This window comes from Leptospiraceae bacterium, assembly GCA_016708435.1.
Taxonomy (GTDB): Bacteria; Spirochaetota; Leptospiria; order Leptospirales; family Leptospiraceae; genus UBA2033.
Window position 1 is genome coordinate 340,268 of the sequence record JADJFV010000005.1, and the last position, 24,238, is coordinate 364,505.

Annotated in this window: 18 protein-coding genes; 9 read left to right on the top strand and 9 right to left on the bottom strand. The window is 36.2% G+C overall.

Features of this window, described 5'->3' with window-relative positions:
- The first annotated feature begins 3 nt into the window (after nt 1-3).
- Nucleotides 4-1,926 carry an NAD(+) synthase gene (locus tag IPH52_11625; GenBank protein ID MBK7055679.1) on the top strand — a complete coding sequence of 641 codons (1,923 nt, stop codon included), beginning with the start codon at nt 4-6 and terminating at the stop codon, nt 1,924-1,926.
- 147 nt (nt 1,927-2,073) lie between these two features.
- Here IPH52_11625 and IPH52_11630 read toward each other — a convergent pair whose 3' ends face one another.
- The gene (locus IPH52_11630; protein ID MBK7055680.1) at nt 2,074-2,937 is read right to left on the bottom strand and encodes an SDR family oxidoreductase; all 864 of its coding nucleotides are present in this window, start codon (nt 2,935-2,937) and stop codon (nt 2,074-2,076) included.
- 47 nt (nt 2,938-2,984) lie between these two features.
- Nucleotides 2,985-4,322, bottom strand: a complete 1,338-nt coding sequence (gene murD / locus IPH52_11635) for a UDP-N-acetylmuramoyl-L-alanine--D-glutamate ligase (GenBank protein ID MBK7055681.1) — start codon at nt 4,320-4,322, stop codon at nt 2,985-2,987.
- 77 nt (nt 4,323-4,399) lie between these two features.
- Between murD and IPH52_11640 the strand changes: the two genes are divergently transcribed.
- Entirely contained in the window at nt 4,400-4,735 is a 336-nt protein-coding gene (locus tag IPH52_11640) for an STAS domain-containing protein (protein MBK7055682.1), read from the top strand.
- A gap of 86 nt (nt 4,736-4,821) precedes the next feature.
- Nucleotides 4,822-5,496 (top strand): indole-3-glycerol phosphate synthase TrpC, encoded by a 675-nt coding sequence (gene trpC / locus IPH52_11645; GenBank protein MBK7055683.1) that lies wholly within the window; start codon nt 4,822-4,824, stop codon nt 5,494-5,496.
- Nucleotides 5,497-5,500: 4 nt separating this feature from the next.
- Here trpC and IPH52_11650 read toward each other — a convergent pair whose 3' ends face one another.
- Together IPH52_11650 and IPH52_11655 are read right to left on the bottom strand one after the other, a co-directional pair.
- A complete protein-coding gene (locus IPH52_11650; protein ID MBK7055684.1) occupies nt 5,501-6,241 on the bottom strand; it encodes a GerMN domain-containing protein in 741 nt (246 codons plus the stop codon).
- 136 nt (nt 6,242-6,377) lie between these two features.
- The gene (locus IPH52_11655; GenBank protein MBK7055685.1) at nt 6,378-8,516 is read right to left on the bottom strand and encodes a Cache 3/Cache 2 fusion domain-containing protein; all 2,139 of its coding nucleotides are present in this window, start codon (nt 8,514-8,516) and stop codon (nt 6,378-6,380) included.
- Nucleotides 8,517-8,660: 144 nt separating this feature from the next.
- Between IPH52_11655 and IPH52_11660 the strand changes: the two genes are divergently transcribed.
- A complete protein-coding gene (locus IPH52_11660; protein MBK7055686.1) occupies nt 8,661-9,284 on the top strand; it encodes a hypothetical protein in 624 nt (207 codons plus the stop codon).
- On the opposite strand, the gene IPH52_11665 is transcribed toward IPH52_11660, so the two are convergent.
- The 5 genes from IPH52_11665 to IPH52_11685 all read right to left on the bottom strand — a co-directional run bounded on the left by IPH52_11665 (nt 9,281) and on the right by IPH52_11685 (nt 15,527).
- A complete protein-coding gene (locus IPH52_11665; protein ID MBK7055687.1) occupies nt 9,281-10,501 on the bottom strand; it encodes a tetratricopeptide repeat protein in 1,221 nt (406 codons plus the stop codon). The two genes, IPH52_11660 and IPH52_11665, sit on opposite strands and share 4 nt — an antisense overlap.
- Nucleotides 10,502-10,583: 82 nt before the next feature.
- Nucleotides 10,584-10,997 carry a hemerythrin family protein gene (locus IPH52_11670; GenBank protein ID MBK7055688.1) on the bottom strand — a complete coding sequence of 138 codons (414 nt, stop codon included), beginning with the start codon at nt 10,995-10,997 and terminating at the stop codon, nt 10,584-10,586.
- A gap of 309 nt (nt 10,998-11,306) precedes the next feature.
- A complete protein-coding gene (locus IPH52_11675) occupies nt 11,307-12,095 on the bottom strand; it encodes an alpha/beta hydrolase (GenBank protein MBK7055689.1) in 789 nt (262 codons plus the stop codon).
- Nucleotides 12,096-12,105: 10 nt separating this feature from the next.
- Nucleotides 12,106-12,969, bottom strand: a complete 864-nt coding sequence (locus IPH52_11680) for an alpha/beta hydrolase (GenBank protein ID MBK7055690.1) — start codon at nt 12,967-12,969, stop codon at nt 12,106-12,108.
- Nucleotides 12,970-13,028: 59 nt separating this feature from the next.
- The gene (locus tag IPH52_11685) at nt 13,029-15,527 is read right to left on the bottom strand and encodes a hypothetical protein (protein ID MBK7055691.1); all 2,499 of its coding nucleotides are present in this window, start codon (nt 15,525-15,527) and stop codon (nt 13,029-13,031) included.
- Between the two features lie 981 nt (nt 15,528-16,508).
- On the opposite strand from IPH52_11685, the gene IPH52_11690 reads away from it, so the two are divergent.
- The 5 genes from IPH52_11690 to IPH52_11710 all read left to right on the top strand — a co-directional run bounded on the left by IPH52_11690 (nt 16,509) and on the right by IPH52_11710 (nt 24,228).
- Nucleotides 16,509-17,192, top strand: coding sequence for a histidine kinase (locus tag IPH52_11690; GenBank protein MBK7055692.1), 684 nt, complete (start codon nt 16,509-16,511; stop codon nt 17,190-17,192).
- A 9-nt stretch (nt 17,193-17,201) separates the two neighbouring features.
- Complete coding sequence (locus IPH52_11695; protein ID MBK7055693.1) at nt 17,202-17,972, top strand: SDR family NAD(P)-dependent oxidoreductase; 771 nt, start codon at nt 17,202-17,204, stop codon at nt 17,970-17,972.
- 296 nt (nt 17,973-18,268) lie between these two features.
- A complete protein-coding gene (locus tag IPH52_11700; GenBank protein ID MBK7055694.1) occupies nt 18,269-20,953 on the top strand; it encodes a hypothetical protein in 2,685 nt (894 codons plus the stop codon).
- 285 nt (nt 20,954-21,238) lie between these two features.
- A complete protein-coding gene (locus IPH52_11705) occupies nt 21,239-22,651 on the top strand; it encodes a hypothetical protein (GenBank protein ID MBK7055695.1) in 1,413 nt (470 codons plus the stop codon).
- A 173-nt stretch (nt 22,652-22,824) separates the two neighbouring features.
- The gene (locus IPH52_11710; GenBank protein MBK7055696.1) at nt 22,825-24,228 is read left to right on the top strand and encodes a hypothetical protein; all 1,404 of its coding nucleotides are present in this window, start codon (nt 22,825-22,827) and stop codon (nt 24,226-24,228) included.
- Nucleotides 24,229-24,238: the final 10 nt, after the last annotated feature.

Sequence of the window (24,238 nt, forward strand, 5' to 3'; positions counted from 1 at the left end):
AAAATGAACAGTTATATACGAATAGCCGCAGTCGTGCCGGAATTAAAAGTCGGCGATGTTGAGTTTAATACAAAAGAAATTATTTCGGCGCTAGAGAAGGCAAAGAAAGAAGGTGTGGAGATTGTAATATTTCCAGAGCTTTGCATTACTGGTTACACCTGCGCGGATTTATTTTATCAATCCAAACTCAGGCGAGAAGCGGTAAATGCTTTAATTGAGATTGCAAAGGTTACTGGTTTACACGGAATTACCGCAGTCGTGGGACTTCCTGTGGAAGTAAATAGCAAGCTTTATAACTGTGCGGCACTTCTTTCGAATGGGGAAATCATAGGAATTGTGACTAAGACGTATTTGCCTACGACGGGTGAGTTTTATGAAGAGAGATGGTTTTCTAGTGAACTAGATAGAGTAGGTGAGTTTGTAAAAATAGAGGGAAAGGAAATTCCGTTTGGCGCAGACTTACTCTTTGCCGCTGAGAATTTCCCCGAGCTAAAGATTGGAATTGAAATCTGTGAAGATTTGTGGGCAGTGATTCCTCCGAGTAGTGAGCTTGCGATTTCAGGTGCGACTCTTCTTTTAAATCCTTCTGCAAGTAATGAAATACTGGGTAAATTTGAATACCGTAAAGAATTAGTCCGTCAACAATCGGCTCGCTGTATTGCGGCTTATGTGTATTCGTCGGCGGGGGCGAATGAATCCTCGACAGATGTGGTATATTCTGGTCATGCGCTCGTGGCAGAGAATGGATCTATTATTGCCGAGTCGTCGCGCTATTCTTTTGCAACTGAAATGACTCTTGTGGATATTGATCTAGAGCGACTTGTAAATGATAGAATTCGAAATAGTAGTTTTTCTAAATCTTCCGTTGAAACTAAATTTACGGAAATTAATTTTACACTATCTCGAACTACAAAAGAGAAGCTCATGCGCGTTATTCCTAGAATGCCATTTGTGCCTTCTGATCCCGCGAAGAGAAATGCAAACTGTGAAGAAATATTTCTCATTCAATCTACTGGTCTTGCTAAGCGACTCAAGCATACAAACTCGAAGAAAGTTGTCCTCGGTCTTTCGGGTGGACTGGATTCTACTCTTGCCCTTTTAGTTTGTATTAAAGCATTTGAAATTCTTGGGCTTGATAAAAAGGGAATTCTTTGTATTACAATGCCAGGCTTTGGAACAACAGATAGAACTAGAACAAATGCAGAGACTCTTGCAGTGGAGCTTGGAACAAGTCTACAGATTATTTCTATTGCGGATGCAGTCTTGCAACACTTCAAAGATATTGGGCAGGACTTAAACCTTCACGATATTACCTACGAGAATTCGCAGGCAAGAGAGAGAACGCAAATTCTAATGGATCTGGCTAACAAAGAGAATGCGCTTGTCATTGGAACGGGAGATATGTCAGAGCTGGCACTTGGCTGGTGCACTTACAATGGAGATCAGATGTCCATGTATGGGGTTAATGCCGGTATACCTAAAACGCTTGTGCGTTATTTGATAGAGTGGAGAGCAGACGCAGAATACAAAAATAATGTTGGAAAAATTCTACACGATATTTGCAACACTCCTGTTTCACCGGAACTTCTTCCTTCTAAGGACGGGGAGATTGTGCAAAAGACAGAAGAAGTAGTTGGTCCTTATCTACTGCATGATTTCTTTTTGTATTATATGCTTCGCTTGAATTACTCTCCATCTAAAATATTCTATCTTGCCAAACAAGCATTTGCCGGTGAATATGAAACTTCTGAAATAAAAAAATGGATGTTAGTCTTTTACAAACGATTTTTCTCGCAACAATTCAAACGCTCTGCAATGCCAGACGGACCGAAAGTAGGTTCAGTCGCTCTTTCTCCCCGTGGTGATTTACGTATGCCAAGTGATGCAAGCGCAAACTTGTGGTTAGCTGAGATTGAAGGACTGTGAATGATTGATACTGTCATTTCGAACCTCGCTTGGCGGTCGTGGCGAAGCGGGTGGAACTTCGAGTGTGAGAAATCTATTTAGCTTAATACTATCGTTTTATTGTCAGATAGACCTCTCACGATGAAGCTGTTCGAGGTGACAGTGTAACTACTCCAAATCCAATTGCAGCTTTCTAATTTTCTTTAATTGAATATCGCCGGTTGGATCGTTGCCTAATTTGGCTGCAATAAATTCTCTCGCTTTGTCGGAGGTTTGGTAGCGGAGGTAAGGCTTCTCTGAGAGTATACAATCTAGAATTACGCGTGCTACTTCGTCGGGGCTTTGACCTGCGGCGAAAGATTTTTTTGCTGTATCCATATAGGTTTTTAGAACAGGCGCATAATCGTCATTTAACACTCCGCCGGATTTTTGCATATCTCCTAGAACTCGATTTACAAATTCTGTTTGAATAGCACCGGGCTCTATGATTGACATTTTTACATTGAAGAATGGTTCAAGGTAAGTTGCCATGCTTTCAATTAAACCTTCGAGGGCAAATTTGGATGAGCAATAGATTTCGTTCATTGGTTGACCGATTAGTCCACCCACTGAGGTTACAGAAATAATATGTCCTGATTTTCTTTCTCGCATGGAGGGTAATACTGCTTTGATGCAGCGTATCGCTCCGTAGTAGTTTACATCCATTACATTTTCGATTTCTCTCATCGAAGCTTGCTCAAGAGTTCGAATGTAGCCGAAGCCTGCATTGTTTACTAGAACGTCTATTCTTTCTTCTTTGTCTAATATGAATTTAACGCAATCTAAAACTGATTCATCATTTTGAACATCAAGTTGTCGTATTTCTAATTTAACTCCTTGATCGTTTGCGAATTGCTTTAACTTATCTTTTTTTTCTAGATGTCTCATCGTCGCATAGACTTTGAAGTCAGTCTTTGCAAGTCGGACTGCTGTGTGCAATCCCACTCCAGAAGAGCATCCAGTGATCAGAGCAATTTTATTTACATTGTCCATATAATTCCTTTTGATTCACTCTATTCCCGCGCTTCTCCTATGTCCATCTAGAAATATTGATTTACTAAGTCCGTAAAATGCTTTCCTCTTTCTTCAAAGTTATTGTATTGGTCAAAGCTTGCACAGGCAGGCGAGAAGATTATCATTTCAAATTTTGATCTGGATACTCTTTCTTGAATTGCCTTAACTGCTTCGGTTAGATTTTCTAAAACATGTAGCCTGTCATTTAAACAAACTGATAATTCGTTTTCCCAATGAAGTCTTGCTTCTCCGATTAAGAATACTTCTGCGTTTAATTCTTTTAGGCGGTTTGTAAGAGGGGTAAGTTCTTCGTTTTTTTGCTTTCCTCCAATGATGAGGATAATCGGTGTAATGCTACTAATTCCTGAAAGACCGGAAAGCATACTATGAATGTTTGTAGATTTTGAATCATTGATAAATGTAATTCCATTGTATTCTTTGATTTTCTGAAAACGATAGAGTAGACCTGTAAAATCAGAAATTGCCTTTTGTATATTCTCCGGCAAACAGCCCGCAGCCTCACAGAGTAAGATACTCGCCGCTAAATTTTCTAGATTGTGTTTTCCCTCTAGTGGAAATTCTTTTGTGGAGTAGGTGAATAAGTTAGTATAAATTCTAGATTCCTCCTGGCTAATTCTTGCCGAAGAATCTTTTGTTTCGCCGAATAATACTGATTTGCCTTTCGGGCTTAATGCTTCTAAGTTTAATTTTTCTATGAGTCGCTTGTTTGTGACAAAGACTGCGTTTTCACTTTCTAAATTGATAATTCTTTTTTTTGCTTCCAAATAGTTTCCCATCGTTCCATGTCTTTCTAAGTGGTCGGGTGCAATGTTTAGAATGGCAGAAATGTCTAGATTTAAAAAATCAGAGTCATCGAGTTGATAACTACTCAACTCTAAAACAGCAAAGTCTAAATCCTCTTCACAGAATTCAATGAATGGGACTCCTATGTTTCCGCCCATTTTGGATTTTGGAAATGATTTTTGTATGATATGAAAGGTGAGGGCGGTTGTTGTTGATTTGCCATCTGTGCCTGTGATTCCAATGATTTTGCCTTTAAAGAAAGAACGAGCAAGTGAAATCTCGCTCACGATAGGAATACCTGCTTCATTAAGCTTTACTACGAGTGGATGACTTGGTTTAAATCCGGGACTTTTAACTGCTAATTGAATTTCTCCCAAGGCAGATAGTTCGATAGAGTCGGGAAAATAGGAAATGCCGCAGATACTCGGTTGTGGCTTTCCGTCTACGAGTAGGATTTCACAATCAAACTTCTTTAGAAATTCTACAACTGCCTTTCCTGTGATTCCGCCGCCGATTACAAGGACTCTTGGTTTGCTTTTTAAGATGTTTTTAAAGTTCATATTTTTTTTCTAAAAGTTTCATTGACACAATTTTAGGCTTAAGGTAGATGTATATATTATTTTTTAGGAAACATACCTTGCTTAAACATACAAATAAAGGCGATATACTAGTAGTTTATCTGGAAGGCCGTTTAGACGTTTCTGTCGCAAACGAAGTAGAAGAAGGCCTTGCTGAGATCATAGACAATGGTGGACACAAGAAAGTCCTTTTGAATATGGAAGGAATTGAATACATGTCTTCTTCTGGCTTTAGAGCCTGCATTTCTACTCTTCGAAAGTTAAATTCGAAAGAGGGAGTCTTAAAAATGTGTAATATCAAACCTGCTGTAAAGCGTATCTTTGATGTCATAGAGCTTACATCCTTATTTGATATCTATCCAACAGAAGCAGATGCACTTGCTGATTTTAAATAATCAGCCTTCTTTCTTTAGCCATTAACCCAATTCTTCAAAAAATCATTTTACAAAAGGAGTTCGAAGTTTCTCGGACTCCTTTCTATATGGACACTCTACGTCCTAAATATTCCCTTCTTGAATCTCTCAAGTCCAGTTCTGATTCGATTATTGCTGAATGCAAAAAAGCCAGTCCTTCTATGGGAATTATTCGTGCTGACTATGATCCCGTTTCCATTGCGCGTATTTACGAAGCTTGTGGTGCTCGCGCCATATCTGTATTAACCGATGAGAATTTTTTCCAAGGAAGTCTCAGTGATTTACAAAGAGTAAGCTCTGCTGTAAAGCTTCCTGTGATTCGAAAGGATTTTATTATTCACGAGAAGCAAATCAGAGAAGCAGCCCGCTTTGGTGCTTCGGCTGTATTACTTATCGTTCGAATTTTAAAACCAAATCGATTAAAGGACTTATTAGATTTCGCTTATTCGATCGGGCTTGAAGTCCTTGTAGAAATTCATAATAAAAAAGAAGCAGATATTGCTGCTAATATCGGCGCTCCCATCATCGGGATTAATACCCGCGATCTAGATACATTTCAGATTCACCAAAACCTGATAGAAGAGGTTACTCCTAATTTGCCTGAGGGAACTCTTGTAGTAGGCGAGTCGGGCATTAAAAACAAAGGCGATTATCAAAGCATGAAAAAATACGTTCAATCCGTTTTAATCGGAACTTATTTCATGCAAAAGCAAGATATTGCGAAAGCTTATAAAGAGAATTAATCTCTTAAAGAAAAATTACTTTTCTAAAACTACTTCGTGCTAACACAGATGGAATTTTTAGATTGTCTTTGCCCATGGAGTGGGTTTCTTTTCCGTCAATGTAGACTTTGATTCCTTTTACTTCTTTGAATTCAAAAAGTGTGTGACTGAGTTGATCGAGTCTATCTTGCATCAGTTCTTTACCAGCATTTTGTTGAAAATTACTATCTAGAGAAATATGTAAAATTCCATCAGCCAATTTCATTTTCTTTGAATATTGAAAATCTTGCGGTAGAACACTTAAAACACCTTTGTCTTGCTCGTCGTAGTTAGGACCTTTTCGTAGTTCTTTTAGAGCAGACTTAATTCTTTTCTTTAAGCTTCCTTTTAATTTTCTTTGGACTTTGACTAGTTTTGAATAATTCTTATTTCCAGTTTGGTAGAATTTTAAAAAATAAATTCCCTGTAATGTCTCTGTTTCTTCTGAGGCAAATTCTGAAAGTCCATTCAGATTATTTTCTGCGCGAATCATAGGAACTTCAGAAGAAGAGTTTTCTTTTTCTTGTCCTTCTGCAAATGAGGGAATGCTTGTGTCGTCAGTTATGTCAAAATTAGTAACATGATTGATGGAAGATTGCGTTTTTACTGCATTTGGCTTGAATGGTTTACGATGAAGACTCTTGTCGATTAATATCAATCCAATTAAAATAAAAGATAGATAGTATAAAAAAGATTTTGAAGAGTTGGACTGAAATTCTTGTGACACACTTTATTTTCGGAAAGGTAAAGTTGAGAATTAAGAAACTAATTCTTATTATTTCTTTTTGGAGATAAATAATAAAAAAAAGTTTCCAAAACTATATTAATGAAACATAATACACGTTTAATGAGACAAAATAAAATTATTTGTTCTTTGATTCATATACTCCATTCCAATTTTCATCTGGCGGATTACGGAGATAATTCTCACAGCGATCAATATAAACTCTAGATGCTAGGTCAGATGATTTGATTCGCAAAGTTTCTTGAAATATTTTTAATGCATCTTGAAAATTTCTATTTCTGTATTGATTCACTGCCTCATTAAACAAGGAATTAAATTTTTGCACTTCAAGACTTGCTTCTTCTTTCTCACAAACTAATTCATAAATTTCAATCGCGTTGTGTTTTCCTTTCACTGCAACTAAATCAAGAACTCTTACTTCTACAAAATCTTTTACGATTGCGTATGTCGGTTCACTGATAATGATTTCTGTCCCATAGTATTTGTTGATACTTTCAAGTCTGCTCGCAAGATTTACACTGTCGCCAATGACAGTGTAGTTTAATCTATTCTCGGAGCCCATATTTCCAACGATTACTTCTCCGGTGTGAATTCCAATTCTGTCGGCAAACGGCATTTTGCCCATGCGCTCTAATTCTTGATTTGCCAATCTTAATACTCTTTTATGCTCGATAGCAGAAAGGCAGGCTTGTAGTGCATGGTCTTCAATCGGAGTAGGTGCTCCCCAGAACGCCATGATAGCATCTCCAATGTATTTATCTAATGTCCCGTGGTGATCTGTGATAATCTTACTTGCACTGCCTAGATATTGACTGAGTTGCTCAACTAACTCTTCTGGACTTAACTTCTCGGAAATAGAAGTAAAGCCTGCTATATCAGAAAAATAGATTGTCATAGATCTACGCTCTCCTTCTAGAATCGCTTCTTTGTTGAGAGAAATCAATTCACGAACAAGTCCATCGGGAACGTATTTTTTAAAAGAGCGAAGACCCGTGCGCATCTTTGTAAACGACTGAGCCATATTATCTACTTCATATAAAAAGGAGCTAACCTCTGTATCTGACGTTAAATCGAATTGCTGAATTTTTTTCATTTCATCTGAAAGAAGAGACAAAGGCTTAGACAGCTTTTGGGAAAATTGAAATTCAAAGGCAACTGCTACAGCAACTAAAATTAAGGACATGAGTAATATGTATTTATTGTTTCGATGCACAATATACATGAAATCATTTTCGGGAACAACGATTCCAATTTTCCATTCAATATCATCTTTTCGAAACGAAGTATATTTCGCAATATAATCGATCCCTTTGTAAGTATATTCTAAGAAATCGATTCCTTCTTTTTGTTGAATATCTTTTTGGGTTTGATAATAATTGAAAGAGCCTGCAATCAGTGGGTTATCCATCTTATCCGCAGTAATGAGTTGAAGAGTTTTTTTCCCATCGGCAGCGATTTCTTCTTTCATTATTTTTTCTAGCTCATCTTTCTTACCGGACGGAATTGCAACGACTTGGTTCTTTGAATTGAGTAAAAACGCTTTTCCGTTTTCACCAATTGTCAATGTGTTTAAAAATTCAGACAGCTCTGAAATGCTAATATCAATTCCAATTGCGCCAATGAATTTTCCAGACTTATCATAAACGGCACGGCTACAGGTAATGCCGGGTTTGCGATCATTGAAGAACACATAGACTTCTGTCCATGCATGATCCTTTGAAGCGATTGCTTCTGTATACCAGGGACGCGTCTTAGGATTGTAGGCTTCTTCTGCGGGTAAAACTTTATTTGCGAATTGTTCTTTTTCATACCATTCTTCTTTTTGATGCTCCCAGACTATCTTTGTTTTTTTTCCCTTGCGGATAATCCTTTGTATGCTAAAGCTATGGTCTGGCATTTCTTTTGCCATTATGAAATTCCCAAACTCATCTCCATAAAACATGCTTAAGAATTGCGGATTCGTTTGAATAATTCCTTGGAAGTATTTCTCTAACTGCTTTACTTTTTTGATTTTTACAATTCCATGCTCTATAAAATTTTCGTTCATATGCATGTTTAAAACTGCTGCATCCAAGTAATGCAATGTCTTATCAATCACGTGCTCTGTCGCCTTGTCCATCAAACTATCTACAAGGAATTTAACGGAATTTTTACTACCAATGTAAGATACAAAGCTTACTAATCCTCCAAATAAAAGAACTCCGATGGTTGAAAAAGTGACTATACTGAAACGAACGCTTAACTTAAACTTTGACATGGTAAAAACAAAACCCCTCGTTTTTGTATACTTTAACCTTACTTTTAAGAGCAAGTGATTTATTCTTGCTAGTTGTTTTTATTCAAGTTTACTATCTCTCTATTTTCAACTTGCCTATAGGCTTGAAATGATTTTTCTAGACGTATGATTCGGTTTCTATTTTTTATTTTCGGTTTCACTGTAGCTTTAAGTAGTTCGCCTGTGCATTTTATTTTTGAAGATGCTGGGGATTTAAAGAAGAGGGTAGGTGCTTGTAGTGAGTGGGACAAGAAGAAAGGATTTCAATTTAAAGAGAAACATTTTGAAAAGCAAGAATTTGAGAAAACTAGCCAGGAGATTGCACAAGCAGCAAGGACTAGCGGAAAAGAGAGAGTATCCCAATTAAAATGCATTCTAAATCTAAAACTTTCAGACTCTGATAAGGATACATTGGCGAAGAGCTTTGATTTATACAAAGAGAATTTCCTAAGCCTCTTAGAATATTACAATCGCTGGATATTTTCCCTGGACAAGACAAATTTGATGACTCCGATGGATAAAAAATACACATCCGAATTGATGAAGCTTAAATTTGATTTATATAACCTGCTGCATGACAAAACAAAGGATATGCTTTTTTCAAAGGGAGCCTTAGACAAAGAAGACCTTGAATCATTTGAAGAGCAAATAACATCCATTTACCTCTCAATTCTGAAAGGTAATTATGAATATTATAATATGATCACACCGGAGCTAAGAAAAGAAATCTTCAAGCGGATAACGGACTAAAGCCCCTTAGCTACTTCTATTATATCTTTGATTAGTTTGTCCATCTTCTTGGATTTTGGTTTATAGATTAAGTATTGTTTGCCGTGAAATTCAATTTTAGACTTTAAATCATTTCTCTCTGTGAGATGTGTTTCTGGATTCGGTATATCTCTTAGCTTTTCAAAGTAGAGGGATATGGCTAAGGTCTGAATCTTATAGTCTTGATGACGAATCTTTAATGCCTTTTCCATATTCTCTTGCGCCTTACCAAGATATTCCTCTTGCTTTTTGCGAAGCTCGACTCTCTCGACTGCCATCTTTTCTTCTGTATCTATCTTTGGCTGAGAGTCTCTCATCTTTAGAAAGTAAAGAAAATAGGAATAGGAAACTGAATAGAAGGTATCGTAATTAGATGGACTCATTCTTAAAGCTTCTTTAGATACTTCTAAACAAGTGTCTAAGTCTGTAGTCAGGTTTGTATTCTTATAAGCCTCTGTTTCAAATCGATTCAGTAGAAATTTCATATAGTCTTGAAAGAATAGATGTTTCTCATGTTGATCGACGAACTTGTCTCGATTGTTCCATGCGATTTTGTATTCGTAGCCAGCGGATACATATCCTTCACCGCTTGTTGTGTGAATCTTGCCTAGAGCGTAGTGGGGTTCAGGATAATTCTTATCCATCTTGATTGATCTTTTATAAAAAGAAATTGCATTGGCAACATCTCCCTTTGCAACAAAATAATCGCCTTGCTTTTTTAGAACGATAGCGTCTTCTAAGCTTTCTGATTCGATAGGCATGGCGACGGTCATAACCTTACTTTCGATTAATCGTAAATAGCCTTCTCCTCTGAGTTGTTGACCGAAGAAGGAAGTATTAAAAATGGAAACGACTTTGATTTGACCAACAACGTTCCCATCTTTATAGGAAATATGATCCGGATTTTTTTCTATTAAATAAAGAGTTTGTCCTACACGAATTCCCGGATTGTGCAACACTTTTACAGTCAGCATATCTGGTCTAAGATCCACACCGATTTGCATTAGGTCTTTGTCGATCTTAGTATTGTCATCAATCATGGACGCTTTGTCTATACTAACAGTCTCTCCGATTACGATCATCTTAGAATAATTGCCGGTGCCGGTATCTCTAAATGCATAGACAATCTTGTCTTCTCGACTAACAGAAAACACGGAATAGGAAACAAAAAGGATTAAAAGGATGGTTAGTTTTTTCATAGTTTGCATTGGGTTAAACTCTAATTATTATCGGCTTAGGATTTAGCTTGGAACATAATCTTATTTAGGTTTTTTTTAGTCTTTATACAGTGATTCCTGCTTTTAGGAAGAAATCTTTGTATCTCATATCTGTGCCAAGGATATGTTTAATTAGCCAATCATATAAAAAACGGAGTAGTTCAAGAGAAAACGAACTCTTTCCACTCTTTAGGCGTTTGTAAAAATCATTGACTTGTTCAATCAGAGATTCGTGCTCTTGCTTATGTGTTTCATATTCTGGATACTTATAATGAATCATATTTTTTTCTTCATTACTGAAGTGGTAATGGGTGTAATTAATTATTTTAAGTAGAATTTCTTCCATGACTAGATGGCTAGATTGCGATTTCACTGCGTCATTTAGGTTGTTTAAGTATTTGATTAGTTCTTTGTGTTCCTCATCAAATTGCCTTACTCCAACACTTAATAGCTTTTCATCCCATACGATTGTTTCCATTGATCGTGTCCTCTAATACTTAGATTAGAAAAATATATTATCCCCCTTTTGCTTTCAAGTCAAAAAATGATTCAGCGAGACTTAGTAAAAAGAATTAACCTGAAGTATAAAACGGGAATACAAATTAGTAAAAGTATAAATAAAATGCCTGGTTTCATTCTGGTGATTTTCATAATTTTTCTCATTCCTTGGTAAACTAAAATGGTTCATTGTGAAGGAGGAAGTTTTTGAGAAGTTTTTAGCAGTATCATTTTTATTTTCAGTCTTATGTTTTGTATTTGTTAACACGGAATAGATAAAGCGTCTCTTTTACTTTAACCTTTGAGCCTCGCGGATAGCTAGGACAATTGATTCAGGCTTTTCCAATGGGACTGCATGACCACTATCTACCCAAATCTGTTTAGAGCCAGGATAAAGTCTGGCTATATCTTTTCGTTTTTCATTTGCATCATCTGCTAGCTTGGATTTTTCTTGCACTGGTTGAGAAGCACTGAGAACAAACACAGGTTTGTTTTTTATGGTTGGAAGGCTAAGAACCTGTTCCCCTGTTTTAGTAAGTAAATGGAGTTCTTCTTTGGCTGAATCTGTCAACGAAGCCTTCAGGATTGCTCTAACCCAGAAGGGCTGTTTTTCAAGAGCACCTTCTCCTTCCAACTGCTTTGGATGAGTTGAGTCAACGAGTATAAGTGCGCTTACCTCTTCGGGATATTTTCTAGCAAAAAGTTGCATATAGAGTCCACCTAGCGAGTGTCCTACTAGAATGTATGGAGGGTTCATACTTTTACTTCGAAGCAATCCTCTCAACTCATCGACTATTTGAGTGCCATCACGGGGTGTTGCTGCTACATCGCTATTTCCATAACCGGGGCGATTGTAAACGAATGTAGTGGTGTCTTTTGTAATTTCTGGTAATACTTTTCCCCACCATTCCATTCTTCCGCCAAGTCCGTTTTCAAAGACAACTGGAATAGAGTAATGCTGAGTCAAAGCAAATTCGACTTGTCTATTGTTGATACTTTCCGTGGTTGCATTGGGTAAGGATGCGCAACCAAAGAGAAGCGCAATAGACTGAGTAAAAACAAAGAAATTAATTCGCACGAAGAAAGTCTTAGGCACTTAAAAAATCTTCTACATCTTTGATAAACTTTTCTTTTTCTTCCATCATAGGGATATGACCGGATTCTTCATACCAGGAGACTTGGAAATTATCATTTCTTTCTAAGAGGGCAACGGTTTGTTCAGGTAATATGAGTTCATCTTTTTTTCCGGAAAGGAGTAGGGTAGGAACTTCGTAAACATCTACAAGGGGTAATAAGTCCATTCTATCGAGTGATTTCAAAAAAACATTCATTGTCCTTGTGTTTAAATTCTTATAATGAGGATGACAGCTTCGAACGAATTCTCTTACTCCTGGAATTTCCATAAAAGTAGAAGGATTCCCGCTTCCTTTGCTATACCAAGTTTCAATTAGTGTAGGAAAAAACTTTACTACTTCCAAAGTAGAATAGTTAATAAAATCTAGCTTAAAGTCATTTGCAAGCTTTGCCGGATAGAGTAATCCTTTCATAGGACCTGTAACTGGAGGACAGATTGCGATAACCTTCTCCACTATTTCTGGAAACAAAGCGGCTATTCCAATTCCTACAAAACCACCGGCGGAGTGACCTATGATTGTTACTTTCTTTCCGCTAAAAGCTTTTGCGATCGCTTCTTTTTGAAGCTTAAAAAGAGAATCCTGTGTAAATTCTGAGAATGTATCAGGAACGGTCGCCGGATAATGACCTAGTAAATCGAAGGTAACACAGGTTCCATAAGGGTAAAATTCTTCTATGATGAAATTCCAAAAGTATTGGAAAGAACACCATCCATGCAAGAATAAAAGAATTCTATCCCCGCCATCATTGTGTTCCTGGTAAGTAAAAGTATATTTGCCTACTGAAACTTCTTTGACTTTCGTTAAACCTTCAATCATAGATTACACAACTTTGTTTTCAGTATTTTCTATCTCGCGCTAGGCTGCAATGGTTATTTTTAGGCAAGAATCTCGAACTTTTCTTCTTTCTCATCAATATTTATTAATTTGGAAGAATCAAAATGAATCCCAAGAATAAATCGAAGCTCTTCTAAAGAATTCGGAGATTGCAAATCATCTATTCTTCCAAGAACAGAATAAATTGTTTGCGGTTCTATTTTACCTTTAACTTTAATTGCCTGCATTTTTTGCGTTTTAAATATAGATTGCACTAATAAATACAAATCCTCTGTAATTAGAATATCTGTTCCCATCGGTTTGTTTAACGCTTCTAAACGGGAAGCGAGATTGACCGCATCTCCTATGACAGTATATTCTAATCTTTCTTCGGAACCAATCTGACCGGCGATCACAGGTCCGTAATTAATTCCACATCCTATTTTAATGATTGGTTTTTTATCCGTGCCTCTTCCTACGTTAAATTTTATCAGAGCTTTTCTCATTAAGATGGCTGAGTTGACTGCATTTTCTGCATTATTTCCATGAGAGAAAGCGGCGCCCCAGGTTGCCATCACTGCATCTCCTATAAATTTATCTACTATTCCATCGGTTAGGCTTACGCAATCGACCATTTCAGTCATGTATTCATTTAAAAATTCGACAACTTCTTCTGGTTCGAGTTTTTCCGAAATAGATGTAAAACCCCGAATATCAGAAAAAAGAATAGCACAATTTTTTCTTTCTCCTCCGAGTTTTAATTCCTGCTTTAAAACTTTCTCAGCGATTTGAGGATTCACAAATTTTCCCAGTGCCTTTTTAACCTTGTCCCTTTCTATAAGACCAATCACCATTTTATTTAAAGTATCACTTAGTTTACCGATTTCATCACGGGAATGTATTTCAAATTGAACATTTAAAAATCCCTTACCTACGAGTTGCGCATTGGAACTGATACTTCTTATATTTTTTACCATCAGAGTAGAAAACAAAAAAGCCATGATCACGGCACTTATACCGAGGATACTTGAACTATAAATAATCTTTCTAATATCTGAGCGGATTTTAGTTAAACCATCACTTTTATCTACTATAGTTCTTGTGAAACCGGCAATATTTGTATGATACTGAGTCATTGCAACGCTTTCAAGTTCATCCTCTGCATTGGTGTAGTGAATGGGAGTGGAATCAAGCTTCCACATTTCTTCTTCCACTTCGGAGCGGCTTCTTGATAGCACTCCTCCTTCAAAAGGATTTATATACTTTCCATCATGGTAAATTGGATTGATTTTTATTTCTGAATTTGCAGTGATAATCCATTCTCTGATTGTATTCCATTTTAATTGCATTAGGGTTCTTTCTTTATCCGATTCCAGGTATTCTGAATAGTCTGTAGAATTATTTTTTGTTCGAAGAATCGCATACTCATAAGTTGCCGCATCTCTCAAATATTGAAAGGAGTCTATTACCTTCAGATCTTTACTATGAGACCAATCCAATATTTTTTTTTGTATATTAGAAAGTTCACTTTTCGCGTCTTTTAATTCTTCTGATTTTGCAAAAATTTCCTCATTTAATATTTTTGCTTCTTCTTGCTTTGCTTTCGTTAATTTTATTTTGCTAGCATTCAGTTCTAAAGGTAGTTGAATCATTTTCGTATTGAGTTCTTTTTCTTTAGATTTATAAAACTGAAAGTTGTTAATCTCTTGATTTTTGTTCGGATGAAATTTGTTTATTAGCTCCTGTCTTTTTTTTAGAAGCTCTCCATACTGTAAATATAGATTAGAGAATTCTTTGTCAAGAGAAGGTTTTATTGTTTTCTTTTGTCTTAATTCGAGTAAGCGATTTTTTAACTTACTCGATAGAGCCTTAAACTGAAGAGATAATTCATTATCTTCCTTAAAAAAATCCTTCCATTTAGATTTCTTAGTTTCGGTTAATATCTGTTTGGCTCTCCATATTATATGAGGTTTTCTTAATATATTGCGAAAGTATATTTCATAGTCTTTATCATCGACTGAGACTTCTCTCGTAAAAAAATTTGAATCTAAGAATTCTTTTTGCGTTGAATTTTTTATTCTATCTTCCATATCCTTTAGCACTAAAGGATGATTTACAATTACCTGACTATTCAATGAATTTGTATCAGCATAAATTCGAGTATCGAAGCCGGGAATCGTATCCGTTGTATTAAAGGATTGAATTCGAATGACTTCCGTATTCAATCCCAATTCCCGAATATTATTCTTTTGACTATTATAAAAAAAATGTAATATCTCAGAGTTTAAATTTGCTTTTAAAGTCTGTAAATGTGATTGTAAAGAGTTTAAATCCTCATAAATTATTTTTGCTTCTTCCTCTATAAGATAATTATTTTTAATAATTTCAGGACTACTTACAGGTTCTCCGTTTTCATCCTTTTCTTTTTTATTCGCTAATAGAATGACAAGCTCATCATTCTTATCTTCGGTTTTTATTTTTATCTCTTCGATTTTCAATGCTAAATTTTGAATCTCGGCAAAATGCAGAGGAGTGATCGTAATCCCTTTCTCATCTTTCATCTGCAATCGAACATTTTCTTCCAGGTCTTTTATAATTCTGTCTGTTATATATTCTGAATAATAGGTATTATAGACTCTAATATGTTTTATGCTTTGTGTGTTGATTAAATCTTTTTTTATAAGATTTAATTTTCCCAGAACATTTTTAGTGAACCAGTTTTTCTCTTCCGTATAAACAATTTTCTGTTTAAATTGATCTAGCTCTTTGGTTTTGGATTTTAGACGAAAGCGAAAGTTTTCTATCAATAGAAAAGTATTTGAAAGGCTTTCCAAATCCAACACAATTTTTTCAGTGTATCTTCTCAACGGTTGAATTTCCCTATCATAACTTTCCGAGAGAGACTTATATTCATGATTCAAAGTTAAAATGGAAATAATACAAATCAGTACAATCACGAAAAAAGCAGTGAACATGGAAAGCTTTCCCCTGATCCCGGGAATTGGAAAAAGTAATTTTACCCTGTTTTTCATATAACCTCGTAGGAAACAAAAAATTATACTTCTTCTTTCCCGAAACTTCAAGAATATATTTATAATTAACCATTATATAAAGCGGCTAATTACCTGTAAACCATACGAGTCTATAACGAACGGGTAAATTTCGGTGATTTAAAACATCGGAATTGTATAATTATATACCTTGACTGCGAATTCGAGTCCATTCTATAACAGTGTATAGAAAGATTTCAATTCAATGATTGATTAACCATTATATAAAGCGCTATTGCCGATATGGATCGTTTTACCCAGCACCGGTGCAGCTACGCTTATAGCTACGGTCTAACAGCGGGTAGCCACCCCAACCAAGACCGAACAAACACCGATGAAATAAGCGTAGCTAGACAGAAGGAGAGTAAACGTAGGCATAAGCATATACATTTCGCAATTATTCCTATTAACCCTAAATATTTCTATTGACGATATATAATCTATGCCTATAGTTGCATATTCGTTTCATACCTTTATAGTTTAGGATGTATTATGGAAAACACTCCAGAAAATCTGCCTGATAAAGTCAGGACAATGGTTGCCTCTAGAGAAAAAATTTCTTTAAAGTCTTCTAAAATCAATGCTAGGCTTGAGAAATATGTGCTTCTCATCATTACCGAAATCTTGATTAAGCTTGGACAAGAGCGATACACAGAGATGATCTATACGATTGTAAAAGAGCTTGCCATCAATGCAGTAAAAGCCAATCAAAAGAGAATTTTTTTTGAAGACATCGGGCTTGATATATTTGATGAAGCACAGTATGCCGAAGGCATTGTAAAGTTTAAACAGAGCTTTTCCGATAGCATGTCTGATCTTTATGGTACAAAGTGTCAGGAGAAAGGTGTCAATGTTCAGATTAATTTTTTCTACAAGACTGCCGGCATGTATGTGGAAGTAACAAACAATACACCTGTAATTAAACTAGAAGAGACTCGAATGCGCGAGAAGATGAAAAAAGCAATGGAATACAACGACATTGCTGAGTTCTACATGGATAATATGGACAACACAGAAGGCGCGGGTCTTGGTATTGCTCTGATTATGATTCTCATGAAGAACGAACAGCTCGACCCAAATCTATTTAGAATTGTGACTAAACCCACAGAAACGATTGCTAGAATTGAGATACCCTTTAATTCTGACTATGTATCTTTCAGAAATAAAGGAGCTTAATTTAAAATCATGGAAGTAAAAGGTAAAACTGTTCTTATAACAGGCTCAGCAAGTGGACTTGGCAAATCAATGGCACTCGGTTTTGGAAAACTCGGGGCTAATGTAATCGTATCCGATATCAAACAAGATCAAATCGACGTAGTAGTAAACGAAATCAAATCTTCAGGCGGAAATGCATTCGGTATTCCGGGTGACGTTTCCAATGAAGCAGATGCAACTAATTTAATGTCAGAAGCAGTCGCAAAGACAGGCTCACTTGACGTAGCTATTCTAAATGCAGGAATTCTTCGCGATGGACTACTAGTTCGAGTAGACAAAGAAACTGGAAATGTAAAAGGCAAAATGTCTATTGAACAATGGCAGGCTGTAATCAATGTTAACCTCACAGGTGTATTCTTAACCGGTCGTGAAGCAGCAGTGCAAATGATTAACTCAAAGAAAGGTGGAGTCATCATTCCTATTTCTTCTGTCGCAATGCATGGCAATCCAGGACAAAGCAATTACTCTGCCGCAAAAGCAGGTGTAGCCGCTATGACTAAACTCTGGGCACACGAACTAAAGAACTATAAAATCCGCGTTGCCGGAATCGCACCTGGCTTTATTGCAACCGAGATGGTTTTAAAGGACATGAATCCCGCTGCTCTAGACAAATGGAAAGCGTTAATTCCAATTGGAAGACTAGGCGAGCCAGATGAAATCTTCAAGACCGCACAGTTCATCGTCGAAAACGAACTCATCGACGGTTTCGTAATAGAAGCCTCCGGCGGAATTAAAATTTAATTAACCTGAATTCGATGTAAGAGGTTTATATCATCTGACAATGTGTTCAGGTGTCATTCCGAAATTTTCAGTCGGGAATCTCAACATCTTGAGAGGTCTATCCTTCTTAGAACGAGTAGTATTAAGCAAAATAGACCTCTCACGGTGAAGCATGTTCGAGGTGACTGGGGTAATCGCTTCTCACCTTTTTCATTCTGTTTCTTTTTTCCACTTGTATTCCATTCTTTACTTGTAGAACCTATACATTTAGTAGCTACGTAGTCGTTACTTTAGACAGGATGAACAAGATTTACAGGATGAATACTTTTGAAAAACAAACTAGCTCGTGTATAACAAAATCCTGGGATGCTATCCTAGTTTCGTTTCTTATATGTTTATTTTTTGTCTTTTCCTTTTCTTGTAAAAACCAAACAGCCGAGCCAGTGAAGAAAAAGATTCCTGTTGCGGTGAAAGGAGTGATGGATTTAAGAAACCATGACTTTCATTCCTCAGAGGAAGATGACGGAATCGTTAGTTTAAATGGAGACTGGGAATTCTATTGGGAAGAATTTGTAGATTTAGAGAATGCAAAAACTCCAGAGAATTTTATCACCGTCCCATCGAATTGGCAGGAACAAACAATTATTGCCCGGGGAGAGAAGATTCATCCCAATCGAAATGGATTCGCTAGTTATAAACTAAAATTACTTCTCCCTGAAAATTCACCTTCTCTTTCCATATCGCTCGAAGGGGCTGATACGGCTTATGCGCTTTTTATAAATGGAGCCTTGTATGCATCCAAAGGAAAGGTGGGTAAGACAAAAGATGAGATGGAGCCATTAAACCAGACTTCTCATTTTCCAATTCCAAAGTTCAAAGAAATGGATTTAGTCATTTACGTTTCCAATTTCCATCATTGGAAAGCAGGGATTCGAGATCCAATCGACTTAGGCAATACGCGGGTAATAGAAAGTATCCAGAAAAGAAATTACAATTTTGATTTAATCCTGGCTAGCTGTTTAATGATTATGGGACTCTATCATCTAGGACTTTTTGCTACTAGAAGAAAAGATAAATCTCCGCTTCATTTTAGTATCTTTTGTATCTTGATTGCAGTGAGGACAGTTTCTATTAATGAAAGAATGATTATGGAAGCATTTCCTTTTCTTGCCTTTTCGTTTGTGCATAAATTAGAATTCGTATCTTTTTATTATTCCTCCTGGGCGTTCATGCAATTCTTACATTATTTATTTCCAGATGAATTTTCTAAGAAATGGTATTGGTTCTTTGGACTTGTATTAGTTCCTGCTTCTGCAATGGTTATTTTCTCTCCTATGCCACTTTATACGAGGGGATTGATTGTAGTTCAGATTGCAATCTTAATCGCAATAATTTATTCGCTGAGAGTAATCATTGCCGCAATCGTAAACAATAGAGTAGGAGCAAAATTCTTTTTCTTTGGAATGATACTTTTCTTTGCATCTATCATCAATGATATTTTAAAATCTATGGACATAGCGCATACTCTGTATTTGACGAGCTATGGATTTATATCTTTCGTATTATTTCAAGCGATGGTCTTATCTAGTAAATTCGCAAATGCATTTTTGGAATCTGAAAGACTCACCGTTGAGCTAAAAGAATTTTCCGAGAGTCTCGAAGTAAAAGTGGTAGAAAGAACTTTTAGTCTAGAAGAAGCAAAGAAGCAAGCAGAGATTGAAAAGCGCATTGCACTTCTTGCACAAAAAGAAACAGAAAAACAAAAAATCGAAACAGAAGAGCTCAATCTTTTAATTAAAAGTTTAAATGAAGAGTTAGATATTAAGATTATTATGGAGAAAGTCAGAAACTATATACTGGCTAATTACAATATATCTCACTATGCTTTGTATATTGTAAATTCCTCTAAGGATAAAATCTCTCTTTTAGATGCACACCTACCAGAAAGAATCTTAAAAGAAGACAAAGAAAAGTTTTTTAAATTTCAGATTCCAATATTCGGTGTAGTCGGAGCACATGCACTTGTTTTTAAAACACGCAAACCACTCTATATTCCGCGGATTCGCAAAATTGGCGTTACAGAAGAAGAACTCTTTGTCATCGAAAAATCCGGCGTTCAATCCTTCTTCATGATTCCTCTTATCCTACAAAATGAACCAATTGGTATCATTGATTTTTCTAGCGATACAAAATTACATCTATCTGAATATGACGTTACCCGTCTTTCGATTCTAGGAGAGCAACTAGCGGGAGTGATTAATGGCTCTAATCTATTCAAGCAAGTCCAAGAAGAAAAAGAAAAATCGGAAAGGTTACTATTAAATATTCTCCCAAAAGAAATTGCAAAAGAATTAAAAGAGAAAGGTTTCTCTGCACCAATTTCTTTCGAGTCTGTTTCTGTTTTATTCACTGACTTTCAGGGCTTTACCTTGATTGCAGAAAAACTTCCTGCCGATGAACTTGTAAAAGAACTAGATGCTTGCTTCATTCAGTTTGATAAAATCACAGAAAGATTTAATTTAGAAAAACTAAAGACGATAGGCGATAGTTATATGTGTGCAGGTGGAATTCCTCGTAAGAATCAAACTCATGCAATCGACTCCGTATTAGCCGCTATAGAAATTCAAAATTTCATGAGCATGATGAAATCTCTCAAAGCAGAAAAAGGATTTGCATATTGGGAATTACGCCTTGGTATTCACTCGGGACCACTTGTTGCCGGTGTCATTGGAGAAAAGAAATTTGCCTACGATGTATGGGGCGATACAGTAAACACGGCAAGTAGAATGGAATCCTCCGGCACACCGGGAAGAATTAATATCAGCGGATCAACTTACGAACTTGTAAAAGATTTTTTTGAATGCGAATACCGCGGAATGGTCAAAGCCAAAAACAAAGGCGAAGTTGCCATGTATTATGTAAACGGACTAAAAAAAGAATTCTCCAAAGACAAAGAAGGTAAAATTCCAAACGCAAAGTTTTGGGAAATATACAGAGGTTAATGGGATGTGTATAAACCAGTTAGTGTGGGATTAGAACAGGTTACGGTCAATTAGCCACTCGTTGGAAACTATTAATAAATTTCTTGAATCTAATGTAAAAACATTTCTCTTGAAGAAAAATAAATGAGCTCCTTTAAAGTAAAAAAATATCAAAACTAGTTAATACGGATGAGTTTTAAGAGAATAATTGATAAAAAAACATAAAAACTCATCAATGTTGAGGATTGACTAAGAGAATAATTTTTGTTACTCTCAATGAGTTGAGAAAATCAACAGGAGAGTCATATGAAGAACAAAACAACGAAGAGAGTAATTTCTCTTTTCTTATCAACACTAAGTATTGGTATGCTATTTGGAATTGTATCCTGTCAGCAACTAGGTCTTGAAAAGGAAAAAGATAATTCTAGCACAATGGCAATTGCACTATTAGCAGCAGGAAGCGCTTCATCGGGTTCAAGTGCAGGAACAGGAACTGCTGGTACAACAGTAGCACCTTCCGGACTTACCTATTCAGGGAGCCCTTATTCGTATAAAGTCGGAACGGCTATTACAACTCAGACACCTACAGTAACGGGAAGCATTACAAGTTGTTCTGCTAGTCCTACGCTACCTGCTGGTCTATCGATTGCTACGACTACATGTGCTGTAAGTGGAACACCAACTATAGAATCTGCTGCAAAAGATTATACGATTACAGCTACTAATTCAATTGGTAGCACGACTGCAAAAATAAATATAACTGTGCTTAACGCGTATACAGAAACATTATTTGCAGGCTCGACCTCTGGAAATATCGATGGCACTGGATCTTCAGCTAAATTTAATACAACTAGAGGAATGGCATTTGACGCTAGTGGAAATTTATATGTTGGTGACCGTTTTAATTACAGTATAAGAAAAATTTCTACAGCAGGAGTTGTAACAACATTTGCAGGAGGCTTGGCTGGAAATCTCGATGGAACTGGAACTGCAGCTAGACTTAATTATGCCAGTGGTCTAGTCTTCGATTCAAGTGGAAATCTATATGCCGCTGATGCAATGAATGGGAATATTCGTAAGATAACGAGTGCGGGTGTTGTAACCATATTCGCAGGTTCAAATGCAGGACCGACTGCAGGAACACTTGGATATTTGGATGGAACTGGTACTGGTGCACTCTTTGGCGGCCTATACGGAATAACTATTGATTCGTCTGGCAATCTTTATGTTGCCGAACTTGGCTGTATACGAAAGGTTACTCCGGCAGCAGTTGTTACCACAGTTGCAGGGTCTTGCACATTGTCTGGAAATACAGATGGAACAGGGACAGCAGCAAGATTTCATAATATCGAGGACATTACAATTGATTCAAACGGAAATCTATATGTTACGGATAGTTTTTATCATACTATTCGAAAAATTACAAGTGCAGGAGTTGTGACTACAATAGCAGGAGGAAGTCTTAACCCTGGAGCGGATGGAACTGGAACAGCAGCTAATTTTGGTAATCCGAGAGGAATAAAAATTGGTTCGGATGGAAACCTATATGTTGCGGATGACGGTAGCCAAAGGGATATTAGGAAAGTAACAACTGATGGAGTAGTTACGAGTCTTAAACTACCATGGAAAGTCTGTTATAGTGCTTCCCATCTTGCATTCGATTCCGTAGGAACTATGTACCTTAGTTGTGGATACAGCATTGTAAAAGTTACAAAATAATGGAGACGTAGAAAAATATTTTTCAACCATAGAGAATGCAGAGTTTATAAAGAAAAAGTAAATAAGACTAATTACTCTCTATAAACTCTGCTAGACTTTTTTCCTTTGTCTAATAGAAAAAACCTTGTTAGGAAGCCTTGCGTTTTATTACCCTTTTTTAACGCACAAAACCTATGAAGCTCAATCAACTTAAAAGTATTCTATATACTATCGCAATCAATATCCTTATTCTATTTGTATGTTTATTCTTAGTAGATTTATCAATCCTAGGATATAGTAAATCCCATACTCTGCAAAAGTCAATTCAGCTCTCTCAGTTTTTCAGAGAGTTTATTAAGTTTAACATTGTGGATATTATCCAATACAAAGAGGAATGTTCCAAATTTGATAGAGAGCTTTTTTATACTTTGAGACCGGGGCATTGCCAATTTAATATCTCAGAGAATAGGGAGGAATATTTCATTAATTCGCTTGGAGTAAGAGATGACGAAGAGTCTTTAGCAAAACCTTCTATTGTTTTTCTGGGAGATTCTTTTACAATGGGATGGGGGGTTTCCCAAACTGAATCTTTTCCTCTTATCGAAAGGGCTACAGGACAAAGAGCTTTAAATGCTGGGATTTCTTCTTATGGCACCGCAAGAGAAATCAAACTACTAGAAAGAATAGATACATCGAATCTAAAATATTTAGTCATTCAGTATTGCTTAAATGATGATGAAGAAAATAATACATTTGTATCAAATAAGAATCAATTAAAAGTTTCAGATGAAAAGAAATATTCGGAAACGATAAAGTCCCAAAAAGAAAAACAATCCTATTATCCTTTTAAATACTTACTTGAAATGTATAAGATACTCCAAGAAAATTCAGCGGTAAACAAAGAGTATGCTAAGTCAATGAAACAATTGAAATATACTAATTTTGATAGAAATAAAATAGATGAAAATTTTCATTGGGGAGAAGTCGAAGTAGAGTTTTCTTACTCGCAGGGAGAAAATCGTTTTCTCCATCTGCAAGGTTGGGCATATGACCTAAGTCAAAGGGAACCGATTGAATCAATGGGTTTCTTTGTAAACGGAAAAGAAGTATTATCCGCAACAAAGCTTTTAGTAGATCGTCCTGATTTATTCGCAAGATTGAGAGCAATGAATATTGGTTGGAGTTCAGAAATTCCTCTACCCAAAGATATTTCCGAAATTGAAATTGAAGTGCTAATTAAAAATAAAAGCGGAAAGGTAAATATCTTAAAATATAAAAATCAGACAAAGATTGTTTTGCCCAAAAAACCTCATAAAGCAGAAACCTTCTTAAAAGTTCTTAGCTCTTTTCCCAAACCACTAAAAGATGTAAACCTAATTGTAACGGTAGTCAATGGATCCTTTGATCCCAAATACGATTTTCTATCTAAAATCAATGAATTAAAAAACTCTCCCGAATTTCCTGATTATATCAAGAACATCCAAACAGTTGAAGTGCAAAGCTCTTTCGATACAAATGATTTCTTGCGCGTAGACGATCATATCAATGCATCCGGTCATAAAAAAGTTGCCGATAAAATATTGAATTTGATGAAGTAGAAATAAACTA

Bases quoted from the DNA above. Each gene is read 5' to 3' on its own strand.
- murD (MBK7055681.1), bottom strand. From the start codon at position 4,322: ATGAACTTTAAAAACATCTTAAAAAGCAAACCAAGAGTCCTTGTAATC.
- IPH52_11680 (MBK7055690.1), bottom strand. From the start codon at position 12,969: ATGATTGAAGGTTTAACGAAAGTCAAAGAAGTTTCAGTAGGCAAATAT.
- IPH52_11690 (MBK7055692.1), top strand. From the start codon at position 16,509: ATGGAAAACACTCCAGAAAATCTGCCTGATAAAGTCAGGACAATGGTT.
- IPH52_11655 (MBK7055685.1), bottom strand. From the start codon at position 8,516: ATGTCAAAGTTTAAGTTAAGCGTTCGTTTCAGTATAGTCACTTTTTCA.
- IPH52_11705 (MBK7055695.1), top strand. From the start codon at position 21,239: ATGAAGAACAAAACAACGAAGAGAGTAATTTCTCTTTTCTTATCAACA.
- IPH52_11685 (MBK7055691.1), bottom strand. From the start codon at position 15,527: ATGAAAGATGAGAAAGGGATTACGATCACTCCTCTGCATTTTGCCGAG.
- IPH52_11710 (MBK7055696.1), top strand. From the start codon at position 22,825: ATGAAGCTCAATCAACTTAAAAGTATTCTATATACTATCGCAATCAAT.
- IPH52_11700 (MBK7055694.1), top strand. From the start codon at position 18,269: ATGAATACTTTTGAAAAACAAACTAGCTCGTGTATAACAAAATCCTGG.
- IPH52_11630 (MBK7055680.1), bottom strand. From the start codon at position 2,937: ATGGACAATGTAAATAAAATTGCTCTGATCACTGGATGCTCTTCTGGA.
- trpC (MBK7055683.1), top strand. From the start codon at position 4,822: ATGGACACTCTACGTCCTAAATATTCCCTTCTTGAATCTCTCAAGTCC.
- IPH52_11695 (MBK7055693.1), top strand. From the start codon at position 17,202: ATGGAAGTAAAAGGTAAAACTGTTCTTATAACAGGCTCAGCAAGTGGA.
- IPH52_11625 (MBK7055679.1), top strand. From the start codon at position 4: ATGAACAGTTATATACGAATAGCCGCAGTCGTGCCGGAATTAAAAGTC.
- IPH52_11670 (MBK7055688.1), bottom strand. From the start codon at position 10,997: ATGGAAACAATCGTATGGGATGAAAAGCTATTAAGTGTTGGAGTAAGG.
- IPH52_11660 (MBK7055686.1), top strand. From the start codon at position 8,661: ATGATTCGGTTTCTATTTTTTATTTTCGGTTTCACTGTAGCTTTAAGT.
- IPH52_11665 (MBK7055687.1), bottom strand. From the start codon at position 10,501: ATGAAAAAACTAACCATCCTTTTAATCCTTTTTGTTTCCTATTCCGTG.